The organism is Chloroflexota bacterium (assembly GCA_023475225.1).
GTDB lineage: Bacteria > Chloroflexota > UBA6077 > FW602-bin22 > JAMCVK01 > JAMCVK01.
The window spans coordinates 60169-78862 of the sequence record JAMCVK010000028.1 but is presented as its reverse complement, the minus strand read 5'-3'; the positions used below and the strand labels follow the sequence as shown (position 1 = coordinate 78862).

At 52.5% G+C, this 18694-nt stretch carries 14 protein-coding genes; all 14 read left to right on the top strand.

The features are described from left to right. The first annotated feature begins 6 nt into the window (after nt 1–6). The 14 genes from pth to M1136_06690 all read left to right on the top strand — a co-directional run bounded on the left by pth (nt 7) and on the right by M1136_06690 (nt 18686). Nucleotides 7–525, top strand: a complete 519-nt coding sequence (gene pth, locus M1136_06755) for an aminoacyl-tRNA hydrolase (protein ID MCL5075332.1) — start codon at nt 7–9, stop codon at nt 523–525. Nucleotides 526–568: 43 nt separating this feature from the next. Then, nucleotides 569–2464 (top strand): aldehyde ferredoxin oxidoreductase family protein, encoded by a 1896-nt coding sequence (locus tag M1136_06750; GenBank protein MCL5075331.1) that lies wholly within the window; start codon nt 569–571, stop codon nt 2462–2464. A 16-nt stretch (nt 2465–2480) separates the two neighbouring features. Then, nucleotides 2481–3755, top strand: coding sequence for a hypothetical protein (locus tag M1136_06745; protein ID MCL5075330.1), 1275 nt, complete (start codon nt 2481–2483; stop codon nt 3753–3755). A 43-nt stretch (nt 3756–3798) separates the two neighbouring features. Further along, nucleotides 3799–5745, top strand: a complete 1947-nt coding sequence (gene mrdA, locus M1136_06740) for a penicillin-binding protein 2 (GenBank protein MCL5075329.1) — start codon at nt 3799–3801, stop codon at nt 5743–5745. Between the two features lie 6 nt (nt 5746–5751). Further along, a complete protein-coding gene (gene rodA, locus M1136_06735) occupies nt 5752–6837 on the top strand; it encodes a rod shape-determining protein RodA (protein ID MCL5075328.1) in 1086 nt (361 codons plus the stop codon). A gap of 35 nt (nt 6838–6872) precedes the next feature. After that, nucleotides 6873–8231: an aminomethyl-transferring glycine dehydrogenase subunit GcvPA gene (gene gcvPA, locus M1136_06730; protein MCL5075327.1), complete on the top strand. Its 1359-nt coding sequence runs from the start codon at nt 6873–6875 to the stop codon at nt 8229–8231. A gap of 3 nt (nt 8232–8234) precedes the next feature. Continuing rightward, a complete protein-coding gene (gene gcvPB, locus M1136_06725; protein ID MCL5075326.1) occupies nt 8235–9710 on the top strand; it encodes an aminomethyl-transferring glycine dehydrogenase subunit GcvPB in 1476 nt (491 codons plus the stop codon). Between the two features lie 239 nt (nt 9711–9949). Then, entirely contained in the window at nt 9950–11746 is a 1797-nt protein-coding gene (locus tag M1136_06720) for a peptide ABC transporter substrate-binding protein (GenBank protein ID MCL5075325.1), read from the top strand. A gap of 77 nt (nt 11747–11823) precedes the next feature. Then, nucleotides 11824–12741, top strand: coding sequence for an ABC transporter permease (locus M1136_06715; protein ID MCL5075324.1), 918 nt, complete (start codon nt 11824–11826; stop codon nt 12739–12741). A gap of 45 nt (nt 12742–12786) precedes the next feature. After that, nucleotides 12787–13671: an ABC transporter permease gene (locus tag M1136_06710; protein MCL5075323.1), complete on the top strand. Its 885-nt coding sequence runs from the start codon at nt 12787–12789 to the stop codon at nt 13669–13671. A 19-nt stretch (nt 13672–13690) separates the two neighbouring features. After that, on the top strand, nt 13691–15310 hold the full coding sequence (locus M1136_06705; protein ID MCL5075322.1) for a peptide ABC transporter substrate-binding protein: 1620 nt from the start codon (nt 13691–13693) through the stop codon (nt 15308–15310). Between the two features lie 16 nt (nt 15311–15326). After that, entirely contained in the window at nt 15327–16310 is a 984-nt protein-coding gene (locus M1136_06700; GenBank protein MCL5075321.1) for an ABC transporter ATP-binding protein, read from the top strand. Nucleotides 16311–16352: 42 nt separating this feature from the next. Further along, entirely contained in the window at nt 16353–17291 is a 939-nt protein-coding gene (locus M1136_06695; protein ID MCL5075320.1) for an ATP-binding cassette domain-containing protein, read from the top strand. 258 nt (nt 17292–17549) lie between these two features. After that, entirely contained in the window at nt 17550–18686 is a 1137-nt protein-coding gene (locus tag M1136_06690; protein ID MCL5075319.1) for a branched-chain amino acid ABC transporter substrate-binding protein, read from the top strand. Nucleotides 18687–18694 lie beyond the last annotated feature (8 nt).

Sequence of the window (18694 nt, the reverse complement as noted above, 5' to 3'; positions counted from 1 at the left end):
GGCCGAATGTATGCCCACAATCGGCATAACATTGGTTTCCGGTGTGTCGAGCTCCTGGCTCGCAGGCATGAACTACGCTTTACGCTGAAGCGAGCGAGATCCTTGATAAGCGAGGGACGGATAGGGGGAACGAGGGTGGTTTTGGCTAAACCTCAGACTTTTATGAATCTAAGCGGTCGGGCTGTCCAGGGGCTGATGCAATGTTACAAATCCGATCCAGCCGCGCTCCTCGTTGTTCATGACGATCTGGATCTATCTCTGGGTAAGATTCGCATCCGGCCGGGGGGTAGCGCTGGAGGACATAACGGTGTTCAATCCATCATTGATCATCTGGGAACGGAGGAATTCGCCCGCTTGCGCCTGGGTATTGGCCGCTCGGCTGAAGGAGAGCCGTCTGATTATGTTCTGAGCGATTTCATGCCTGAGGAACGTCCTGTGGTAGAGGAGATGCTAGCGCGGGCTATGGAAGCCATCGAGTATCTTTGGGAACACGGAATCACTGCCGCTATGAATAGATTTAATTGAATGGGCGATGGAAACGTCCCTATCTTCCTTGAGGAGGGCGTACATGCCATATGGTTACAATGGCCGAATATTGCGTGTTGATCTCACTGAGCGTCAGGTCGGGATTGAGGAGAACGATGAGCACTTCTACCGTACTTATATGGGAGGAAGCGCGCTTGGTGCTTACTATCTTTTGAAGGAGATGCGGCCAGGCTGTGATGCCTTCTCGCCGTTGAATATCTTAGTGCTTGCCTGTAGTGTTGTCACTGGGGCACCGGTAAGTGGTCTCAGTCGCTTCTCGGTAACGGCTAAGTCACCATTAACTGATGCTATTGGGGATAGCCAGGCTGGTGGCTACTGGCCGGCTGAGTTGAAGTTTGCTGGCTTTGATGCCATTGTCATCAAGGGCAGGGCTTCAAGCCCTGTTTACCTCTGGATCGATGATGGACAGGTAGAGATCCGGGACGCAGGTCATTTTTGGGGGAAGACTACGGGTGAGACCCAAATACTCGTCCGTCGTGAGGTTGGTGATGGGGATGTGCAGGTAGCCTGTATTGGACCGGCTGGTGAAAAACTGGTTCGTTTCGCCAGCATAGTAAGTGGGCTCAATCATGTCGCCGGCCGCACGGGGATGGGGGCAGTGATGGGCTCGAAGAACTTGAAAGCGGTGGCCGTCCGTGGGCGTAAGAAGGTGGAGGTCTTTGATGCGGAGACGGTACGGAAGATTGCAAAGCAGGCCGTAGAGGCGGTGAAGCGTGGTTTCTCCTTGCATGAATTGGGTACGGCCGGAGTAGTGAAATGGCAACAGGACGATGGGGGGCTACCGACACGAAACTACGCTCGAGGCGTCTTTGCCGGAGCAGATAAGATCTGCGGAGAAGCGATGCGTAAACAAATATATGTGAAGAGTGAAAGCTGTTATGCTTGTGCCGTTCGCTGTAAGCAGGTGGTGGCGGCCGAGGCGCCGTATAAGGTCGATCCAACCTATGGTGGCCCAGAATATGAGACGCTGGCTGCTCTTGGCTCCTATCTGCAAATCGATAACCTGGTGGCCATAGCCAAGGGAAACGAGCTTTGCAACAAATATGGGCTTGATACCATATCCGCTGGTGGAACGATCGCCTTCGCTATGGAATGTTGCGAGCGAGGAATCATTGGAAGGAAGGAATCCGACGGGCTGGACCTATCCTTCGGCAATGCTCAGGCGATGGTAGAGGTACTGGAAAGGATTGCCAGGAGGGAGGGCATCGGTGATATCCTGGCCGAGGGTAGTGCCAGGGCAGCGCGCCACTTCGGTAAAGGAGCTGAACAATTCGCTATAGAGTCCAGAGGACAGGAGCTGCCGGCCCATATGCCCCAGGTGAAGCGATCATTGGCGCTAACTTACGCGGTCAATCCTTTTGGAGCCGATCATAATTCCTCGGATCATGACACTTCCTATGAGCCTGAGGCCGATCTGGAGGGCTTACGCCGACTAGCTAGCCTAGGCCTCCTGAATCCCAGACCGCTTGATGCCTTAGATAACGACAAGGTTCGTTTCTTTGTCTATACCCAGCAGGTACTTGCTCTTCTTGACGCTCTCACCATCTGTATCTTTGTTTGGGGACCGAGCTTTCAACTATTGCCAATTAATGATCTGCCCAGTTTGGTCAAAGCGATAACAGGTTGGCGGGTGACCCTGTGGGAATTGATGAAGGTAGGCGAGCGGCGGACGAATCTGCTGCGCAGTTTCAATGCCAGAGAGGGATTCACCAAGGAGGATGATCGTCTCCCTGAACGTCTCTTTCAGCCGCTGCCCGATGGCCCGAGCGCAGGAAAAGGGGTGGATCGCTGTAGTTGGGAGATAGCCTTAGAGAAATATTATGCGATGATGAACTGGGAGGCCCAAACCGGTAATCCAACGCAGGCCAAGCTGGAGGAGCTCGGCTTGGGTTGGGTGGCCGACCACCTGATGGAGTAATGCAAGGAGATCAAGTTTGACAGAAGGGAGCCGATTAAGCGAGCCAACACAGATCGCCCAGATGGTCCTTTGGTTGGAGGAGCAACGTAAACAGGATAAGGAGCAGCTCGGCAGATTACAGCAACAGGTAGAGCGACTTATCCAAGAGGCGAAGGGGCAGGTGGCCCAGCTGTCGGCCTTACAGGATGAGCTCAGGAGGGAGAAGACGCAGAGTAATCGTTTGCCTCTGTTAGAGGAGAGATTGCAGCGATGTGAGGAATGGGCTGCTGCCTTGCAAGAACGTTTTGAACAAAGGGTGCGTGACCAGGACCATATTGCTCTTCTGCGGCAGACAGAATTAGAGCGTGATAGAAAATATATGAAAGAATTAGCCCAGCAGATCAATGATTTATCCAGGCTTCATGAAACTTTGAGCACGAAGATCACGCTCTTGATAGAAGATGTAAAACATGAGCATAGCACGGTCGAGCCCATGCTCTCTTTGGTCGAGAGCTTGCAAAAGGAAACGGCTCAATTGGTCGAGCGCCTACAGGGTCTTGATGAGCGGCGAAAGAGGCTAGAGTCGCAGGTCGTGGCCTTACAATCCAGCGTTGATGATGTCTTGGCCGAGCAACCCCGCCTGGTGGAACGTCTGCAGGCTATTGAGTCGCGCCTCGCACGGCAGCTATCAGAGTGGCGATCGCAAATGGAGAACTGGCAGAAGCAGGATGAGGAGCAGGCGCTGAAGTTTCTGCAGTTTGGTAAGCAATTGACCCAAATCTCGGCTGAGAATCTGGATCTTTTTAAATCCTTGGCTGAGCAACACAAGCGAAGTGAGGATCATGGACAAAACTTGCAGCAATTGCAAAAGATGCTTGATCTGATTCAACAGACCCTGGCCAAAACTGCTGGAGAGGTAGATAATCAGGGACAACGCCTGGATGTTCAGAGTGCTATGCTGCGGCAGTTTGAGGAACAGTGGGGACGCAGTAGGCAGGACTTACGGAGCCTGGAGCAGCGTTTGGAACAGGAGCAAGTACAGATAGAACGACAGGGAAACCTTGTCAAGCGGCTCGAAGATGAGTTGCGTGCCCAGTTAGGAGAGTTTGAGCAGGAGTTTAAGCAAAAGGTTACGGAGATATCCGAGGGGGCGGAGCTCTCACGCCGTGAAATGCAGGGGTATTGGGAGCGGGTGAATAAGCAGCTGGCCGACATCGAGCGTGTTCAAGAACAATACAAACAACAGCGGATCACTGAACTGGAACAGTATATTCTGGAGCTGAAGGAAGGGAGGGCCAGTCCTCAGGAGTGAACAGAACCATGTGCCCTCAGAAATGGACTGGTAATCTAAGATAATGGATCCGATAACCTCACTGGATGATGCCCTTGAAGGGGAGGAGCGTGAACCACACGCGGGGAGAATACTTGGGCTCAAATTGGTGGTTGTGCTCACCTTCGCCGTTCTGGTTGCGCAGCTTTGGCACTTGCAGATTGTGCAGGGGAATGAATATCGTGAGCGGGCGGATAATAATCGCTTTCGATTGATGCGGATCGAAGCGCCTCGAGGCGTCATGTATGATCGCAATGGTGTCCTCCTGGTGCGCAACAGCCCCAGCTATACCATCGCCATCATCCCGGCCGATCTGCCTAAAGATCCCTCTCTTGTCTACCGACATCTCGGTATACTCTTGAACATGTCCCCTGAACAGATTAGGAAGATGGTCGAGTTGCCACCATTTGGAGAGCGGAGTACGGATGCCTTTACTTCTGTACCGATAAAGACCAACGTGTCTACAGAGATTGCCTTCGCTATCGAAGAGAGGCACCTGGAATTGGCTGGTGTTCATGTCGAGGTTCAGCCTATCCGTGAGTATCTGGACGGGCCACTCACATCTCATATCCTTGGTTATGTCGGGAGGATCACGAAGGAGCAGTATGAAGAGCTAAAAGATGATCCGGAAAGGAAATACGCCTTGAATGACCTCATAGGGCAAACCGGTCTGGAGTATACCTATGAGGCAGAGCTGAGGGGCCGTGTGGGCGAGAGGCAGATGGAGGTAGACTTTAGTGGTCGTCCAGTGTACATCTTTAATGAGAAGCCACCGAAGGCTGGTTATAACCTGCGTCTGACCATAGACCTGGCTCTCCAGCGTGAGATCAATAACATCCTTGCCCAGAATATCGAGCAGTACGGGAGTGCAGCCGCCATCGCCATGGACCCTCGCAACGGGCAGATTCTGGCTATGGCCGATTTGCCTACCTATGATAATAACCTCTTCTCGAGGGGAATAAGCGCGGAGGCTTACAAGGACCTGCTTTCCCAGCCTGGTCGACCACTGGTAAATCACAGTATCAGTGATGCCTATCCTCCTGGTTCTGTGTTTAAGATCGTCACCGCCTCGGCAGCCCTCCAGGACAAGGTGGTATCTATATGGACCAGGATAACCTGTAATGGCTACATCTTGGTTCCCAATCGCTATGCCCCTAACGATCCGAGATTGGCGGCAAAGTTCTCCTGTTGGGGAATACATGGTCCACAGGACCTGATCAGCGGCTTGGCTGATTCCTGCGATGTATACTTCTATCACCTCGGCGGTGGTCCACCGAATGGGGAATGGGATGGGTTAGGGGTGAAGCGGTTGGGTGACTATGCTAAGATTTTCGGTCTCGGCGATTACACCGGCATTGATCTGCCTGGTGAGGTAGCGGGCAATATCCCTACCGAGGGATGGAAGCTAAAGTTCTGGGGGGAGCCATGGTATAAGGGGGACACCTACAATATGGCCATTGGTCAGGGATTTGTCACCGTAACACCTTTACAGATGCTTAACGCCGCGGCAGCCATCGCCAATGGCGGAACACTGTATAAACCGCAACTGGTTCTGGAAGTGACTGATGCAGATGGTCGGGTGATCCGCTCCTTCCATCCCCAGCCCATCAGACAACTACCGCTAAGGGAAGAGTACATCAACGCCGTCAAAGAGGGCATGCGCGCCAATATGCTGGTCGGTACTACACCGGGTGGTACGAAATATGCAGGTACTGCTTATACAGCCAATGTGCCTGAGATCAAAATGGCGGGCAAGACAGGAACGGCCGAATATGGTACACCCAATGCCAAAGGGGAGATGCCCACTCACGGCTGGTTTGTAGCCTACGCCCCCTTGGAAAATCCGGAGATCGCCGTGCTCGTCTTTGTTGAGCACGGTAAGGGGACGCATGATGCGGCGGAGTTGGTTAAGAAGATAATGCGGTATTACTTTCGTCTCCCAGAGATAAAGGAGACGAAGGCAGCTCGGTAAGGTCATTTGAACACGAAGGCTTGGCGGAACTTCGATTTCTTACTTTTCCTCCTGACTTGGTTACTCATTGGCTACGGCCTGGCTATGATTTTCAGCGCCACGCTACCTAACAGTGAGTTGGTCTACCGTCAAGCCGTTTATGCCTTGCTGGGGCTCGTGTTGATGCTTGTAATTACGAGCATCGATTATCATATCCTGGGCAATCTGGCTCTTGCTGGTTATCTACTGGCTATCGTGCTTTTGACTGTTGTGTTAGCTAGTGGTCACATTTTCTATGGATCCCAACGTTGGCTAAACATTGGTTTATTTCCACTGCAGCCATCGGAACCGGCTAAAATATTACTCATCATTGCCTTGGCCAAATTCTTTGCTGACCATGAAGAAGAGATATTGCGCTTTCGCTATGTTTTACTTTCCCTAGTTCTGGTGGTCATACCGGTGTCTTTGACCTTAGCTCAACCAGATTTGGGCACGTCGATCATCTTTTTGGCTATCTGGGTGGGTATGGCGATGATGGCTGGGGTGCGATTAAAGCATTGGGTTATCTTAGGACTGAGTGTCTTATTGACAGCCCCGCTTGGCTGGTTGATGATGCACGACTATATGAGAACAAGGCTGCTAGTCTTTGTGAATCCTTATAGCGATCCTCTAGGAGCAGGTTACAGCATCATTCAGGCGTTGACCGCTGTAGGATCTGGCGGATTCTTGGGACGTGGGTTCACCAGTGGTACCCAAAGTCAGTTGCATTTCCTTCGAGTGCAGTATAGCGACTTCATCTTTTCGGTGTTGGCTGAAGAGCTGGGCTTCATCGGGGCTTTGGTGTTGTTTGGGCTTTTTCTGGCCCTTCTTTGGCGCGGTGTCAGAGCAGCTGCCCTATCGCGCGAGAATTTTGGTCGCTTGATCGCTACTGGTATTGTAGCGATGCTGTTGTTCCAGATATTGGTGAATGTTGGTATGAATATGGGACTTATGCCTGTTACAGGAGTGCCATTGCCCTTCATTAGTTATGGTGGAAGTTCTTTAATAACTGTTATGACCGGTATCGGTCTATTGGAAAGCATAGTAATGCGACATAAGAAGATCGAGTTCTGATCGAGCATCGCAAATTCGTTTTTAGGGAGTGTAATATGGGCTATACGGTTAATACGGATGCGGGAAGACAAGCAATGCTGGAGGTCATCGGGTCCACGACTATCGATGATCTCTTCGACGATATTCCTGAGGTCCTGCACAATCCACCATTACACCTACCATCCCCTCTAGCAGAAATGCAGGTTAAGCGACTGTTGCGAGAGATAGCAGAGCGAAGCTGGGATTTGGAGCATTATCCCTCATTTCTGGGAGCAGGCGCCTATCGGCATTTCACCCCCAGCGTAGTGGAGCATATCCTGGCACGGGGGGAATTCTACACGGCCTACACGCCATACCAACCGGAGATCAGCCAGGGAACGTTACAAGCCATCTACGAGTATCAAACATTGATCTGTCAACTTACTGGTATGGATGTGGCTAACGCTTCCCACTACGATGGGGCTACTGCCTTGGCAGAAGCCGCTATCATGGCCTGTAAGGTTACAGGGAGGTCGAAGGTGGTGGTGGCACCAGGGGTACATCCCGAGTACCAAACCGTTCTACGAACCTATACTGCTGGATTGCCCCTGGAAGTGATTGGTATCAAACCGGTTAGGGAAGATGGCTTATCAATTGCTCTAGATCCAGCGGTGATAAGCGACCTGATTGATACTCAGGTAGCCTGTTTGGTAGTACAACAACCGAACTTCTTCGGCTATCTGGAGGAGGTATCTGGGCTAAGCGAGCTCATCCATGCCGCTGGGGGACTGTTTGTCGTCTGTGTTGATCCCATCTCTCTAGGTTTATTGGTCCCACCAGCGGCCTACGGGGCTGATATCGTTGTGGCTGAGGGACAGCCCTTGGGCATGTCGCTGAGTTTTGGTGGGCCGTACCTGGGAATCTTTGCCTGTCGGGAGAGGTTCCTCCGCCAAATGCCTGGGCGAATAGTGGGGCAGGCGATTGATGCCAAAGGGCAACGGGGGTTTGTGTTGACTGTACAAACGCGGGAGCAACATATCCGACGGGAGAAAGCGACCTCCAATATCTGTTCCAATGAGGCTCTCTGTGCTTTGGCTGCAACGGTGTATCTCTCGGCCTTGGGTAAGGCAGGACTACGTCTGGTGGCTGAGCTTTGTTTGCAGAAGGCTCATTATGCGGCCAGGCAAATCGCCCAAATCAGCGGTTTCACCCTGCCGGTCTCGGCTCCCTTCTTCAAGGAGTTCGTTGTGAAGTGCCCTGTCCCGGCTGGTGAGGTGAACCAACGGCTACTGGCGAGAAGAATCATCGGTGGCCATGTGCTTGGTCGATCTTATCCAGAGCTGAGCGATTATTGGCTGATGTGTGTTACAGAGACAAACACCCGAGAAGAGATCGATACACTCGTCGCTGTTCTCAGAGACGAATTCGGGAGGTGAGAAATGGCTGAGCCGTTAATCTTTGAATTAAGTCGTGCAGGGCGCACGTCCTTCTCTCTGCCAGAGGTGGATGTGCCTGAAGTGCCTCTCGCAGAGCTTCTACCGAAGAATAGTCTCCGTGCGGAATTAGAGCTGCCGGAGATTTCCGAGGTAGATCTCGTTCGGCACTTCACGCGCTTATCCCAGCTGAATCACGCTGTCGATACCGGTTTCTACCCCCTGGGCTCTTGCACTATGAAGTATAATCCTAAGATTGCTGAGGATGTGGCCCGTCTGGATGGCTTTACCCAGATCCATCCCTATGAGCCAGAGGAGGTAGTGCAGGGTGCCTTGCAGCTGATATATGAACTACAGGAATTACTGGCAGAGATCAGCGGTATGGATGCAGTTAGCCTCCAACCCGCGGCTGGCGCTCATGGTGAGTTGACCGGTATGCTAATCATACGGGCCTATCATCAGGCGCGGGGTGATAGGAAACGGTGCAGGGTGCTGGTTCCGGATTCGGCCCACGGCACTAACCCGGCAACGGCGGCGATGTGTGGCTATGAGGTGGCACCAGTTCCGTCGGATGGACGTGGTGGGGTTGATCTGGGGGCATTGAGATCTTTAGCCGGTTCTGATTTAGCGGCCTTGATGCTGACAATTCCCAATACCCTTGGTCTGTTTGATGAGAATATTTTGCTGATCACCGATATAGTTCACGAAGCAGGTGGTTTGGTTTATTGCGATGGGGCCAACATGAACGCTATGCTGGGTCGAGCCAAGTTTGGTGCTATGGGTTGCGACGTGATGCATTTTAACTTACATAAGACCTTCGGCACACCCCACGGTGGGGGTGGCCCCGGATCCGGTCCTATCGCCGTAAAGGGGACACTGGCTTCCTTCCTACCGGTTCCCATCATCTCCAGACGCCCGCGAGGTACCACCGAGGATGATTGGGAATATTATCTCGACTATGATCGTCCATTGAGCATCGGCAAAGTAAAATCGTTTTACGGTAATTTCGGTGTGATGGTCAAAGCTTATACTTATATCCGTTTGCTTGGGGCGGAGGGATTATGTCAGGTCAGCGGTGACGCCGTGCTGAACGCCAACTATTTGATGCATAAATTGAAGGGGGCCTATGATCTCCCTTATGATCGGAGGTGTATGCACGAATTTGTCTTGTCGGCAAGGAGACAAAAGACGCAACACGGGGTGCGCGCACTCGATATAGCCAAGCGGCTGATGGATTATGGCTATCACCCCCCAACTATTTATTTCCCTTTGATCGTAGAAGAGGCTCTCATGATTGAGCCCACAGAGACAGAAAGCCAGGAAACGCTAGATGCCTTCGCCACGGCGATGCTGGAAATCGCTGCTGAAAGTGGACGGGATCCCCAATCGGTACAAATGGCACCGCATAAGACCAGATTTACCCGTTTCGATGAGGTGGCGGCCGCTCGGAAGCCCGATCTTCGCTGGCGCCCTGATTGTTGAACCATATGCTGCTCAAAATCCTGTAAGTTGACAATCCCACCACTAAGTGTTAAGGTTTGGTAGGTGGTTCTGGGTCTGAGAGACTAGAATTGCGTGACGTGCAGTTCCTTAACAAGTGAGGCTTAAGGTTGAATGGTGTCTTGAAGTGTCCACCAGACGTAGGAGGGGGTGAGATAGCGGGAAAGGGATTATGGATGCGGATAAACCCATATTTTTTGTTATGAAGTAAGGAGGAGGAAATGTCTCGAAGCAAGGTGCTATCCATGATAGTGATGGTAGCATTCGTCTTGAGTACGTTGGGTGGAGCGCTCAGCGGCTGTGCCGCACCGCCTCCGCCGACGCCAACGCCTACTAAAGCGGCCCCACCGGCTGCTCCAGTGGCTACCCCAACGGTGGCCGTGGCAGCCACGCCGACGCCGGCGCCACCTAAGGAGGAATTGGCGGCTGATCAGCATCTGCGTGTGAATATAGCTGGTGAGCCCCCCACGTTGGATCCAAACCTATCGTCCTGGGACGCTTCCATAGCCGTCGAGTCGCTGGTCTTTGAGGGCCTCTTAAAATTCGACAAGGACCTTAACCTTGTCCCTGCCGTAGCCAAAGAGGTACCCACGGTGGCTAATGGGGGAATCTCCCCTGATGGCAAGGTTTATACCTTCAAGCTGCGCAACGATGTGAAGTGGAGCGACGGCAAGCCGGTCACAGCTAAGGACTTCGTCTACGGGACCATGCGTCTGCTTGATCCCAAGAATGCGGCTGAGTATGCCTCCTTTTACTACACGATTGTCGGCGCGGAGGAGTACAACACCGCTCTAGGGACGAAAGCGAAGCCCAAGAAACCGACAGACGAGGAATTAGCCAAGCTAAGAGCGGCTGTAGGAGTGAAGGCACTCGATGATTACACCTTCCAGGTGACCCTAAAGGAGCCACGGGCCAGCTTCAACTCCCTGGCGGCCCTTTGGGCGATGTACCCGGCTCGTGAGGACATCATCAGCGCTAAGGGGGAAAGGTGGACAGACGATCCAGCCACCTATATCGGTAACGGCCCTTTCAAGATGACCGAGTGGGTGCATAAGGATCACATCACCGTGGTGGCCAACCCCAATTACTACGGTGAGAAGCCCAAGCTGCAAAAGATCACTCTTCTGATGGTCACCGACATCAACGCTGACTATGCAGCCTATCTCGCCGGAGAGAGGGAGATCGCCCGTGTGCCGCTAGCGACCATACCCTCTGTGCAAGCTGATCCAAAGATGAAGGACCAGATCAGGCGCGGCCCTAGACTGGCCACTTTTGCTCTCCAGTTCAACAACAAGAAGCCTCCCTTCGATAACGTCAAGGTGCGCCAGGCCTTCTCCATGGCGGTTGATCGCGAGGCGTTCATCAGCAAGATCCGCCGTGGTGTCGGTAAGCCGGCCTACAGCTGGATCCCACCGGGAATGCCCGGCCATCAGCCAGACCTTGGCCTGCAATATAAACTCAATCCTCAGAAGGCTAAAGAGCTGCTGAAGGAGGCCGGCTACGCCGATCCCAAGTCGTTGCCGCCTGTTGCGCTTCAATATGCGAACACGGGTGCCAACCCGATCATGGCCGAGTTCGCTCAGGCACAATTCAAGGATAATTTGGGCGTCGAGGTCAAGTTAGAACCGTTGGAGCCGGCGGAGTTCAGCAAGCGCATCAACGCTATGAACTATCAGATGGGCTTCTATGGCTGGGGCGCCGACTATCCGGATCCAGATAACTGGCTTCCCGAGCTATTCGGCACCGATGCGGGCAACAACCATACCGGCTATAGCAACCCGAAGCTGGATGAGCTGATGAAGAAGGCCATTACCGAGCCGGATGAGAAAAAGCGCTTACAGATGTGGGCTGAGGCCCAAAAGATGGTTGTGGATGATGCCCCAGTGATCTTCTTCTTCTACGATGAGCGGTTCATTGTAGTGAAGCCGTACGTTAAGGGGCTGACGTTGACTGGGATGGATACGACTGCCCTCCCCGGCAATCGCTACATGAACCAGGTGTATCTCCTGAAGCACTGAGCCATAGCTGACGGAATGTGGTGGCTGGTCCGCCTTCGGCGGACCGGCCACCACAGTAATGTCGTCGGACGAGAACAATGTTGAAGTATATTGCCCGCCGTGTGCTCTGGATTTTCCCCGTTCTTATAGCCGTTTCTTTGATCACCTTCATCCTGATGCACCTTGTGCCGGGTGGGCCTTGGGATAGGGAGAAGGCCCTGGCCCCGGCAGTAATTGAGAACCTCAATCGTCGCTACAATCTGGATAAACCTGTCTGGGAGCAATATCTGTTCTTCGTTTGGAATGCAGCACACGGCGATCTGGGCGTGTCCTACACCAGCCAGGATCGCAGTGTGACTAGTATAATAATGGAGGGTTTTCCGATAACAGCCACGCTGGGGCTGGCTGCCCTGGGGGTGGCCATCGGGATAGGCCTGCCTTTTGGTATCGCTGCCTCTTTACGACAGAACTCCTGGATAGACTACATCTGCCTTGTCTTTGCCACGACAGGAGCCAGCACGCCAAACTTTGTCCTGGCCATCGTGCTGATCATCGTCTTAGCTGTAGTTCTGCACCTGCTGCCGACCAGTGGTTGGGGCAGTCCTGAACAGATAATTATGCCGGCCATCGCCCTGGGTTATGGTCCGGCCGCCCTTGTGGCCCGTTTGACCCGAGCCAGCATGTTGGAGGTTATCAGGCAAGATTACGTACGCACGGCACGAGCAAAGGGGCTTATGGAGGAAGCCATTCTGTTTGGGCATATCCTCAAGAACGCTTTGATACCGGTAGTTACCATCCTCGGTCCCCTGGCAGCCTACTTTATCACCGGTTCCTTCATCATCGAGACGATGTTTTCGGTGCCGGGCATCGGCCGGATGTTCGTGCAGGGCATTGGAGCCCGCGATTATGCCCTGATTCTGGGTGCTACCCTTTTCTATTCCTTTATTGTCGCTCTGGCGAATCTGGCCGTTGATTTCATTTATGGTTTTCTTGACCCCCGCATCAGGTATACATAAAGTTAGCGAGGTAATTTAATAGTTACGGAGAGGCAGTCCATTGGGTTGCCTGGCACAGTGGTAGAAACAGGTGTTACGATAAGGAGGCGAGCGACCCTTTGGGGTGATGCCTACCGTCGGCTCATTCGCAATCGGATGGCTGTGGCCGGGGGCATCATTGTCATCATAATGACACTAGTAGCTATCTTTGCTAATGTGATCGCCCCTTATGACTATGCCAAACAGCATTACGATGTAGTCCTGGAGCCCCCACGTCCAGGCTATTGGCTCGGCACCGATAACCTGGGGAGGGATGTCCTCACCCGTTTAATCTTCGGAGCGCGGACCTCGATCACGGTAGGCGTCTTCACCCAGTTTGTCATCCTGTCTATTGGCATACCGCTGGGAGCGATGGCTGCCCTGGCCGGTGGTCGGATCGACAATCTGCTCATGCGCTTTACTGATATAATGTACGCCTTCCCTGATTTGCTCTTGATCATCCTCCTGCGGTCAATCTTTGGGGGCAGCATCTATATGATCTTCTTTGCTATTGGATTAGCGGGTTGGGTCAATCTGGCCCGTCTTGTCCGTGGCCAATTATTGTCGTTAAAGGAGAGGGAATTCATCGAGGCAGCGCGTTGCATCGGGGCTAGCGAGGCTCGTATCCTTTGGCACCACTTATTGCCTAACGCTTTCGGACCAATAATTGTATCCCTGACCTTTGGTATCCCAAGCGCTATCTTTGCTGAGGCAGCTCTGAGCTATATTGGGGTTGGTGTTGCTCCCCCCACACCGAGTTGGGGCTCTATGGTTCAAGATGGCTTCCAGGCCATCTTCGGTTCTCCGCATCTGGTCCTTTTCCCGGGCATCGCCATCGCTATTACGATGATGTCTTTCACTTTCTTGGGGGACGGTCTGCGCGATGCGCTTGATCCCCGAATGAAGATGTAGGCGCGAGAGATAAGTACCAATGTTCAAGAGGGAAGGCGCTGCGGCGACGCTGCTGTTGATCGTTTTTTTGATTATAGGAGGCTGTTGGCCAGGCGAAGGGAAGTGGCCGAAACCTTCGTTGCTGACTGGTGATGAGGCCAAGCCTAGAGCAGTTGGTACCTTAAGGTTGCAAGGTAGCGAGCCTCTAACCCTCGATCCGGCGCTTTCCCAGGATGTTTCCTCATGGCGGTATCTAGTGCATATATTCAGTGGCCTCGTCTCCTTAGATGATAATCTGGAGATTGTGCCGGAGATAGCCCGTGATTATCGCCTCAGCCCTGATGGGCGGGTGTATACCTTCGAGCTGCGTCGCGGGAGCAAATTTCATGATGGAACCTCTGTAACAGCGGCCGATTTCAAGTACAGTCTAGAGAGAGCTCTGAACCCTAAAACCCGATCAGCGGTGGCGCAGGAGTATCTGGGTGATGTTGTCGGGGCGAAAGAGAGGTTGGCTGGTAGGGCGAAAGAGGTTAGCGGGATTCAGGTTAAGGATGCCTATACCTTGGAGATCACCATCGATACTCCTAAGACCTATTTCCTGTCGAAACTTACTTACCCAACGGCTTATGTTGTGGATAAGAAGAACGTTGAAAGTGGGCCAGACTGGGCGAGTCATCCCAATGGGACTGGGCCCTTCCAGCTGAAGAGATGGGATAAGCAGGCAGGGATCATCCTTCTGACCCGTAATGATCTCTATTATGGTCGCAAACCGACCCTGAATGAGGTGAGCTTTTATTATGGTGGTGGCTCGGCGATGACGATGTATGAGCGGGATGAACTCGATGCCTGTGAAGTAGGAGCAGCTAACATTGAAAGGGTTTTGGATAAGAGCAATCCCTTAAACAGGGATCTGAGGATCGTCCCTCAGCTGGACATCATGTACTTGGGCATGAATGTGAGAATGAAGCCGTTCGATGATCTGAAGGTGCGCCAAGCCTTCAACTATGCTACGGATAAGAAAAGGATCGTCAACGTCCTTTTTAAGAGCACGCGAATAGAGGCTAAAGGGATCTTGCCACCGGGTATGCCCGGTTATAATAAGGATCTGGTAGGATTAGATTTTGACCCAGAGAAAGCTAAACGGCTCATCACGGAGTCTTCCTATGGAGGGGTGGCCAATCTACCGGAGATTACCCTGTTTACCGGTGTGGGGGGTGGGGCGTTGGGGCGGAGATTTGCCGAGATGTACCAGCGCAACCTGGGCGTGCGAATTAACGTGGAGCAGATCGATAGAGGGTTCTTCGAGCAGTTAAATGCCAAGAAGTTACAGATGTTCTATCTGGGATGGATGGCTGATTACCCAGACCCCCAGGACTTCCTTGATATCCTTTTTCGGAGCGACAGTGGGAGCAATCATAGTGATTATAGTAACTCTAAAGTAGATGATATTCTAAAGCGGGCCGGGGCTGAGCCGGATAATGAAAAGCGTACGAGGTTGTATCAAGAGGCAGAAAAGATTATTATTAATGATGCACCGTGGGTGCCCATAGCACACGATGTCAGCTATATTTTAGTTAAGCCGTGGGTGAAGGGGTTGGTTTGGACCCCGATGGGGATCATTTCGCTGAAGAGCGTGGAGATCGTGAAGAACGTGTCGTAGGGAGGAGAGAATCTAAATGAGGCCTTTGTTGCAAGTAAGTGGGTTAAAGACAAGGTTTTTCACCCAGGATGGGGTGGTAAAGGCGGTAGATGGTGTTTCTTTTGAGATAATGCCGGGAGAAGCCTTGGGCATTGTGGGCGAGAGCGGTTGTGGGAAATCCGTCACTGCTCTCTCTATTATGCGTCTTGTGCCCCAACCTCCGGGCAAAATTGTGGATGGTCGGGTTATCTTCGATGGACAGGATCTCCTGGAACTGGACGAAGATGAGATGCGTAAAATTAGGGGTAACAAGATCGCTATGGTTTTCCAGGATCCGATGACTTCGCTGAATCCGGTCTTGACTATTGGTCGTCAGATCAGTGAAAGCCTTGAGCTACACTTGAAGATGACGCATGAGCAAGCCAGAAAGCGCACCGTTGAGCTCTTGCAGTTGGTGGGCATACCATCAGCGGCGGACAGAATAAATGATTATCCCCATCAGTTCAGCGGGGGCATGCGCCAGCGGGTTATGATTGCAATGGCTCTATCCTGTAATCCCAAGTTACTCATTGCTGACGAGCCAACTACGGCTCTGGACGTCACCATCCAGGCTCAGATCATCGATCTGGTGAAGAAGTTACGGCAGGAATTCGGCATGGCTATCATCTGGATCACCCACGATTTAGGGGTAGTAGCTGGTCTGTGCGATAAGATGATAGTGATGTATGCTGGCCATATCGTTGAATCGGCGCCTGTGGCTGATCTCTACAGCAATCCCTCCCACCCCTATACCCTCGGCCTCCTGAAGTCAATTCCCAGGTTGGATGAAGCCCGCAAAGCCAAGCTGGTGCCGATAGATGGATTTCCTCCTGATCTGATCAATATACCCCCTGGCTGTTCCTTCGCACCACGCTGTGTATATATGAGGGAGATTTGCTCGGAAGAGGTACCGAGTTTGCGTTCTCTTAACGGCAGACACGAGGTAGCGTGTTGGGTGAATGTCCGAGAGGGGAAGGCTTAAATGAGCTTGAATAACATTCTTGTTGAGGTAAAGGACCTAAAGATGCATTTCCCCCTGACCCAGGGGATCATCTTTCAGCGTCGGGTCGGAGCGGTCAAGGCCGTAGATGGACTCAACTTTTTCATCAGGCGAGGTGAGACTCTGGGTCTGGTTGGAGAGAGTGGTTGTGGGAAGACTACCACAGGTAGGGTAATTCTGCAATTATACCGTCCAACTGGTGGCTCCGTCTATTTTGAGGGACGGGATTTGACTAAAATGGACGGGGAGAGCCTGCGACGGATGCGACGAAGGATGCAAATGATTTTTCAGGACCCTTACGCTTCCCTGAATCCGCGCATGACCGTGGGTGATATCATCGGCGAACCATTGGAAATCCACAACTTGGCGCGAGGTAAGGCAAAGCAGGAGCGAGTGCAAGAATTACTCCGTATCGTAGGGTTAAACCCCTACTTTATCAATCGCTATCCCCACGAGTTCAGCGGTGGACAACGACAGCGCATTGGTATCGCCCGCGCCTTAGCTGTCCAACCGATCTTTATTGTCTGCGATGAACCGATCAGTGCCCTGGACGTGTCTATCCAGGCCCAGATTATCAATCTACTCGAGGATTTGCAGAAAGAGTTCGACCTTACTTACCTCTTCATCGCCCACGACTTGAGTGTTGTCCGCCATATCAGTGACCGTGTGGCTGTGATGTATGTGGGTAAGATCGTGGAATTGGCCAATCGCGCCGAGCTCTACGAAAATCCCCTCCATCCTTATACAAAGGCATTGCTCTCCGCTGTGCCCATACCGGATCCTGCTGTGGAGGCGAGACGGGAACGAATAATACTCACTGGCGATGTGCCGAGTCCAGTCAACCCGCCCAGCGGCTGTCGATTTCATACAAGGTGTCCGGTGGCTATAGAGGTTTGCCGCGAGGTAGAGCCGGAGTTCCGGGAGACAGGTGAGTTGCACTGGGTTGCCTGTCATCGTGTCTGATTCAGCTGTCTTCACGGCTGTAAAGATGTCAACTCGAGCGGCCGCGGCGTGCCAATGATTCTTGGACGGTGAGCTCACCCACGCCGTGCCTCTGGAAGGCAAGGTCCTTTTGGCTATTACCAAGAGGGCCTTTTCGTTATGGGATAAGACCTTCCCTTCTGTGTAAATAATGATAATAAGGAAGGGGAAATACCTTAGGTTAAATTAAGGGACATTCGTAGAGTGAATATATCCTCGGGAAAAGTGGAAGGCATCTTGTTGCTTGTTGTACTGATCGGGGGTCTGGGCATTGCGGCCCTACCGCAGCAGGATGGATGGAAGGGCATCATCAAGGTAGGCTCAGTTTTGCCCTTTTATGGATATGACGTTAGTACCGCCCCCAACGCCCTTATGGCCATGAAGCTAGCTATTGGAGAATGGAATCAAAGGGGTGGTGTTGAGGGGTATCGAATTGAGCTGGTGTCCGTTGATGATGAGAATGACCCCAAGGTGGCTGCTTACCAGGCCAAAGAGATGATAGTCGATCCGGTTATAATGGGTGTCGTGGGGCACCTGAGCAGCGATTCAGCCTTGGCGGCCGTCGGAGACTATCATCAGGCGGGACTGGCTCTTATAACCATAGGGGCAACGGCTAGCGGTCTTACCGAATATGGCTATCCTGAGGTGTTTCAAATGGTAGCTGATGATCGTCTACGGGCAGACAAAGCTGTGGGATTGTTGATCAATAAATACGGCCTAAAACGTCTGGCTATTATCTGGGAACAATCGCCGGGCTATGTTGAGGCAGCCCATACCCTCGCTACTGTGGCGACCGGACGGATGGCTATCGTCGTCCAGGGCCAGGTGCCTGGACGGCCACGCAATTTCGCTCCTCTCCTGGAACAAATGGCACAGGCGAAGGTGGAGGGGGTCTTTTTCAGCGGCTCCTTTCAGCAGGCAGCGGCACTAGCGGTCGAACTGAAAAATGTCTTACCCAAGGTAGTTTTCCTGGTCGGTAGTGACTGTGATACAGCGGACTTTGTTAAGATCGGTGAAGCGGCGGTTGATGGTACCTTGTATTTATCCCGTGGTGTAGTCGATCTTTGGGGGGTAGAGAAGACAGGAGGGTTCACACGAAATTTTCAGGATTATGCCCAGCTGAAACCGCTGGGTGTGGCCGCCCTGGCCTATGATGCCACCAATATCCTTTTACAGGCGATAGCTCTAGCCCTACATGAGGATGGAAATCTGAACAGAGAGCGAGTCGTGGCCAGCCTACACAACATTGGCGCTTATCAAGGTGTAACCGGTGCAATCGCATTTGATAAGATGGGGAGAAGTCGTCATCCCTTGTTCTACATCTACGGTATCGAGTCAGGGCGATACCCGGGCAGAGTGATCCTCAAATCGGAATGACAGCGTTG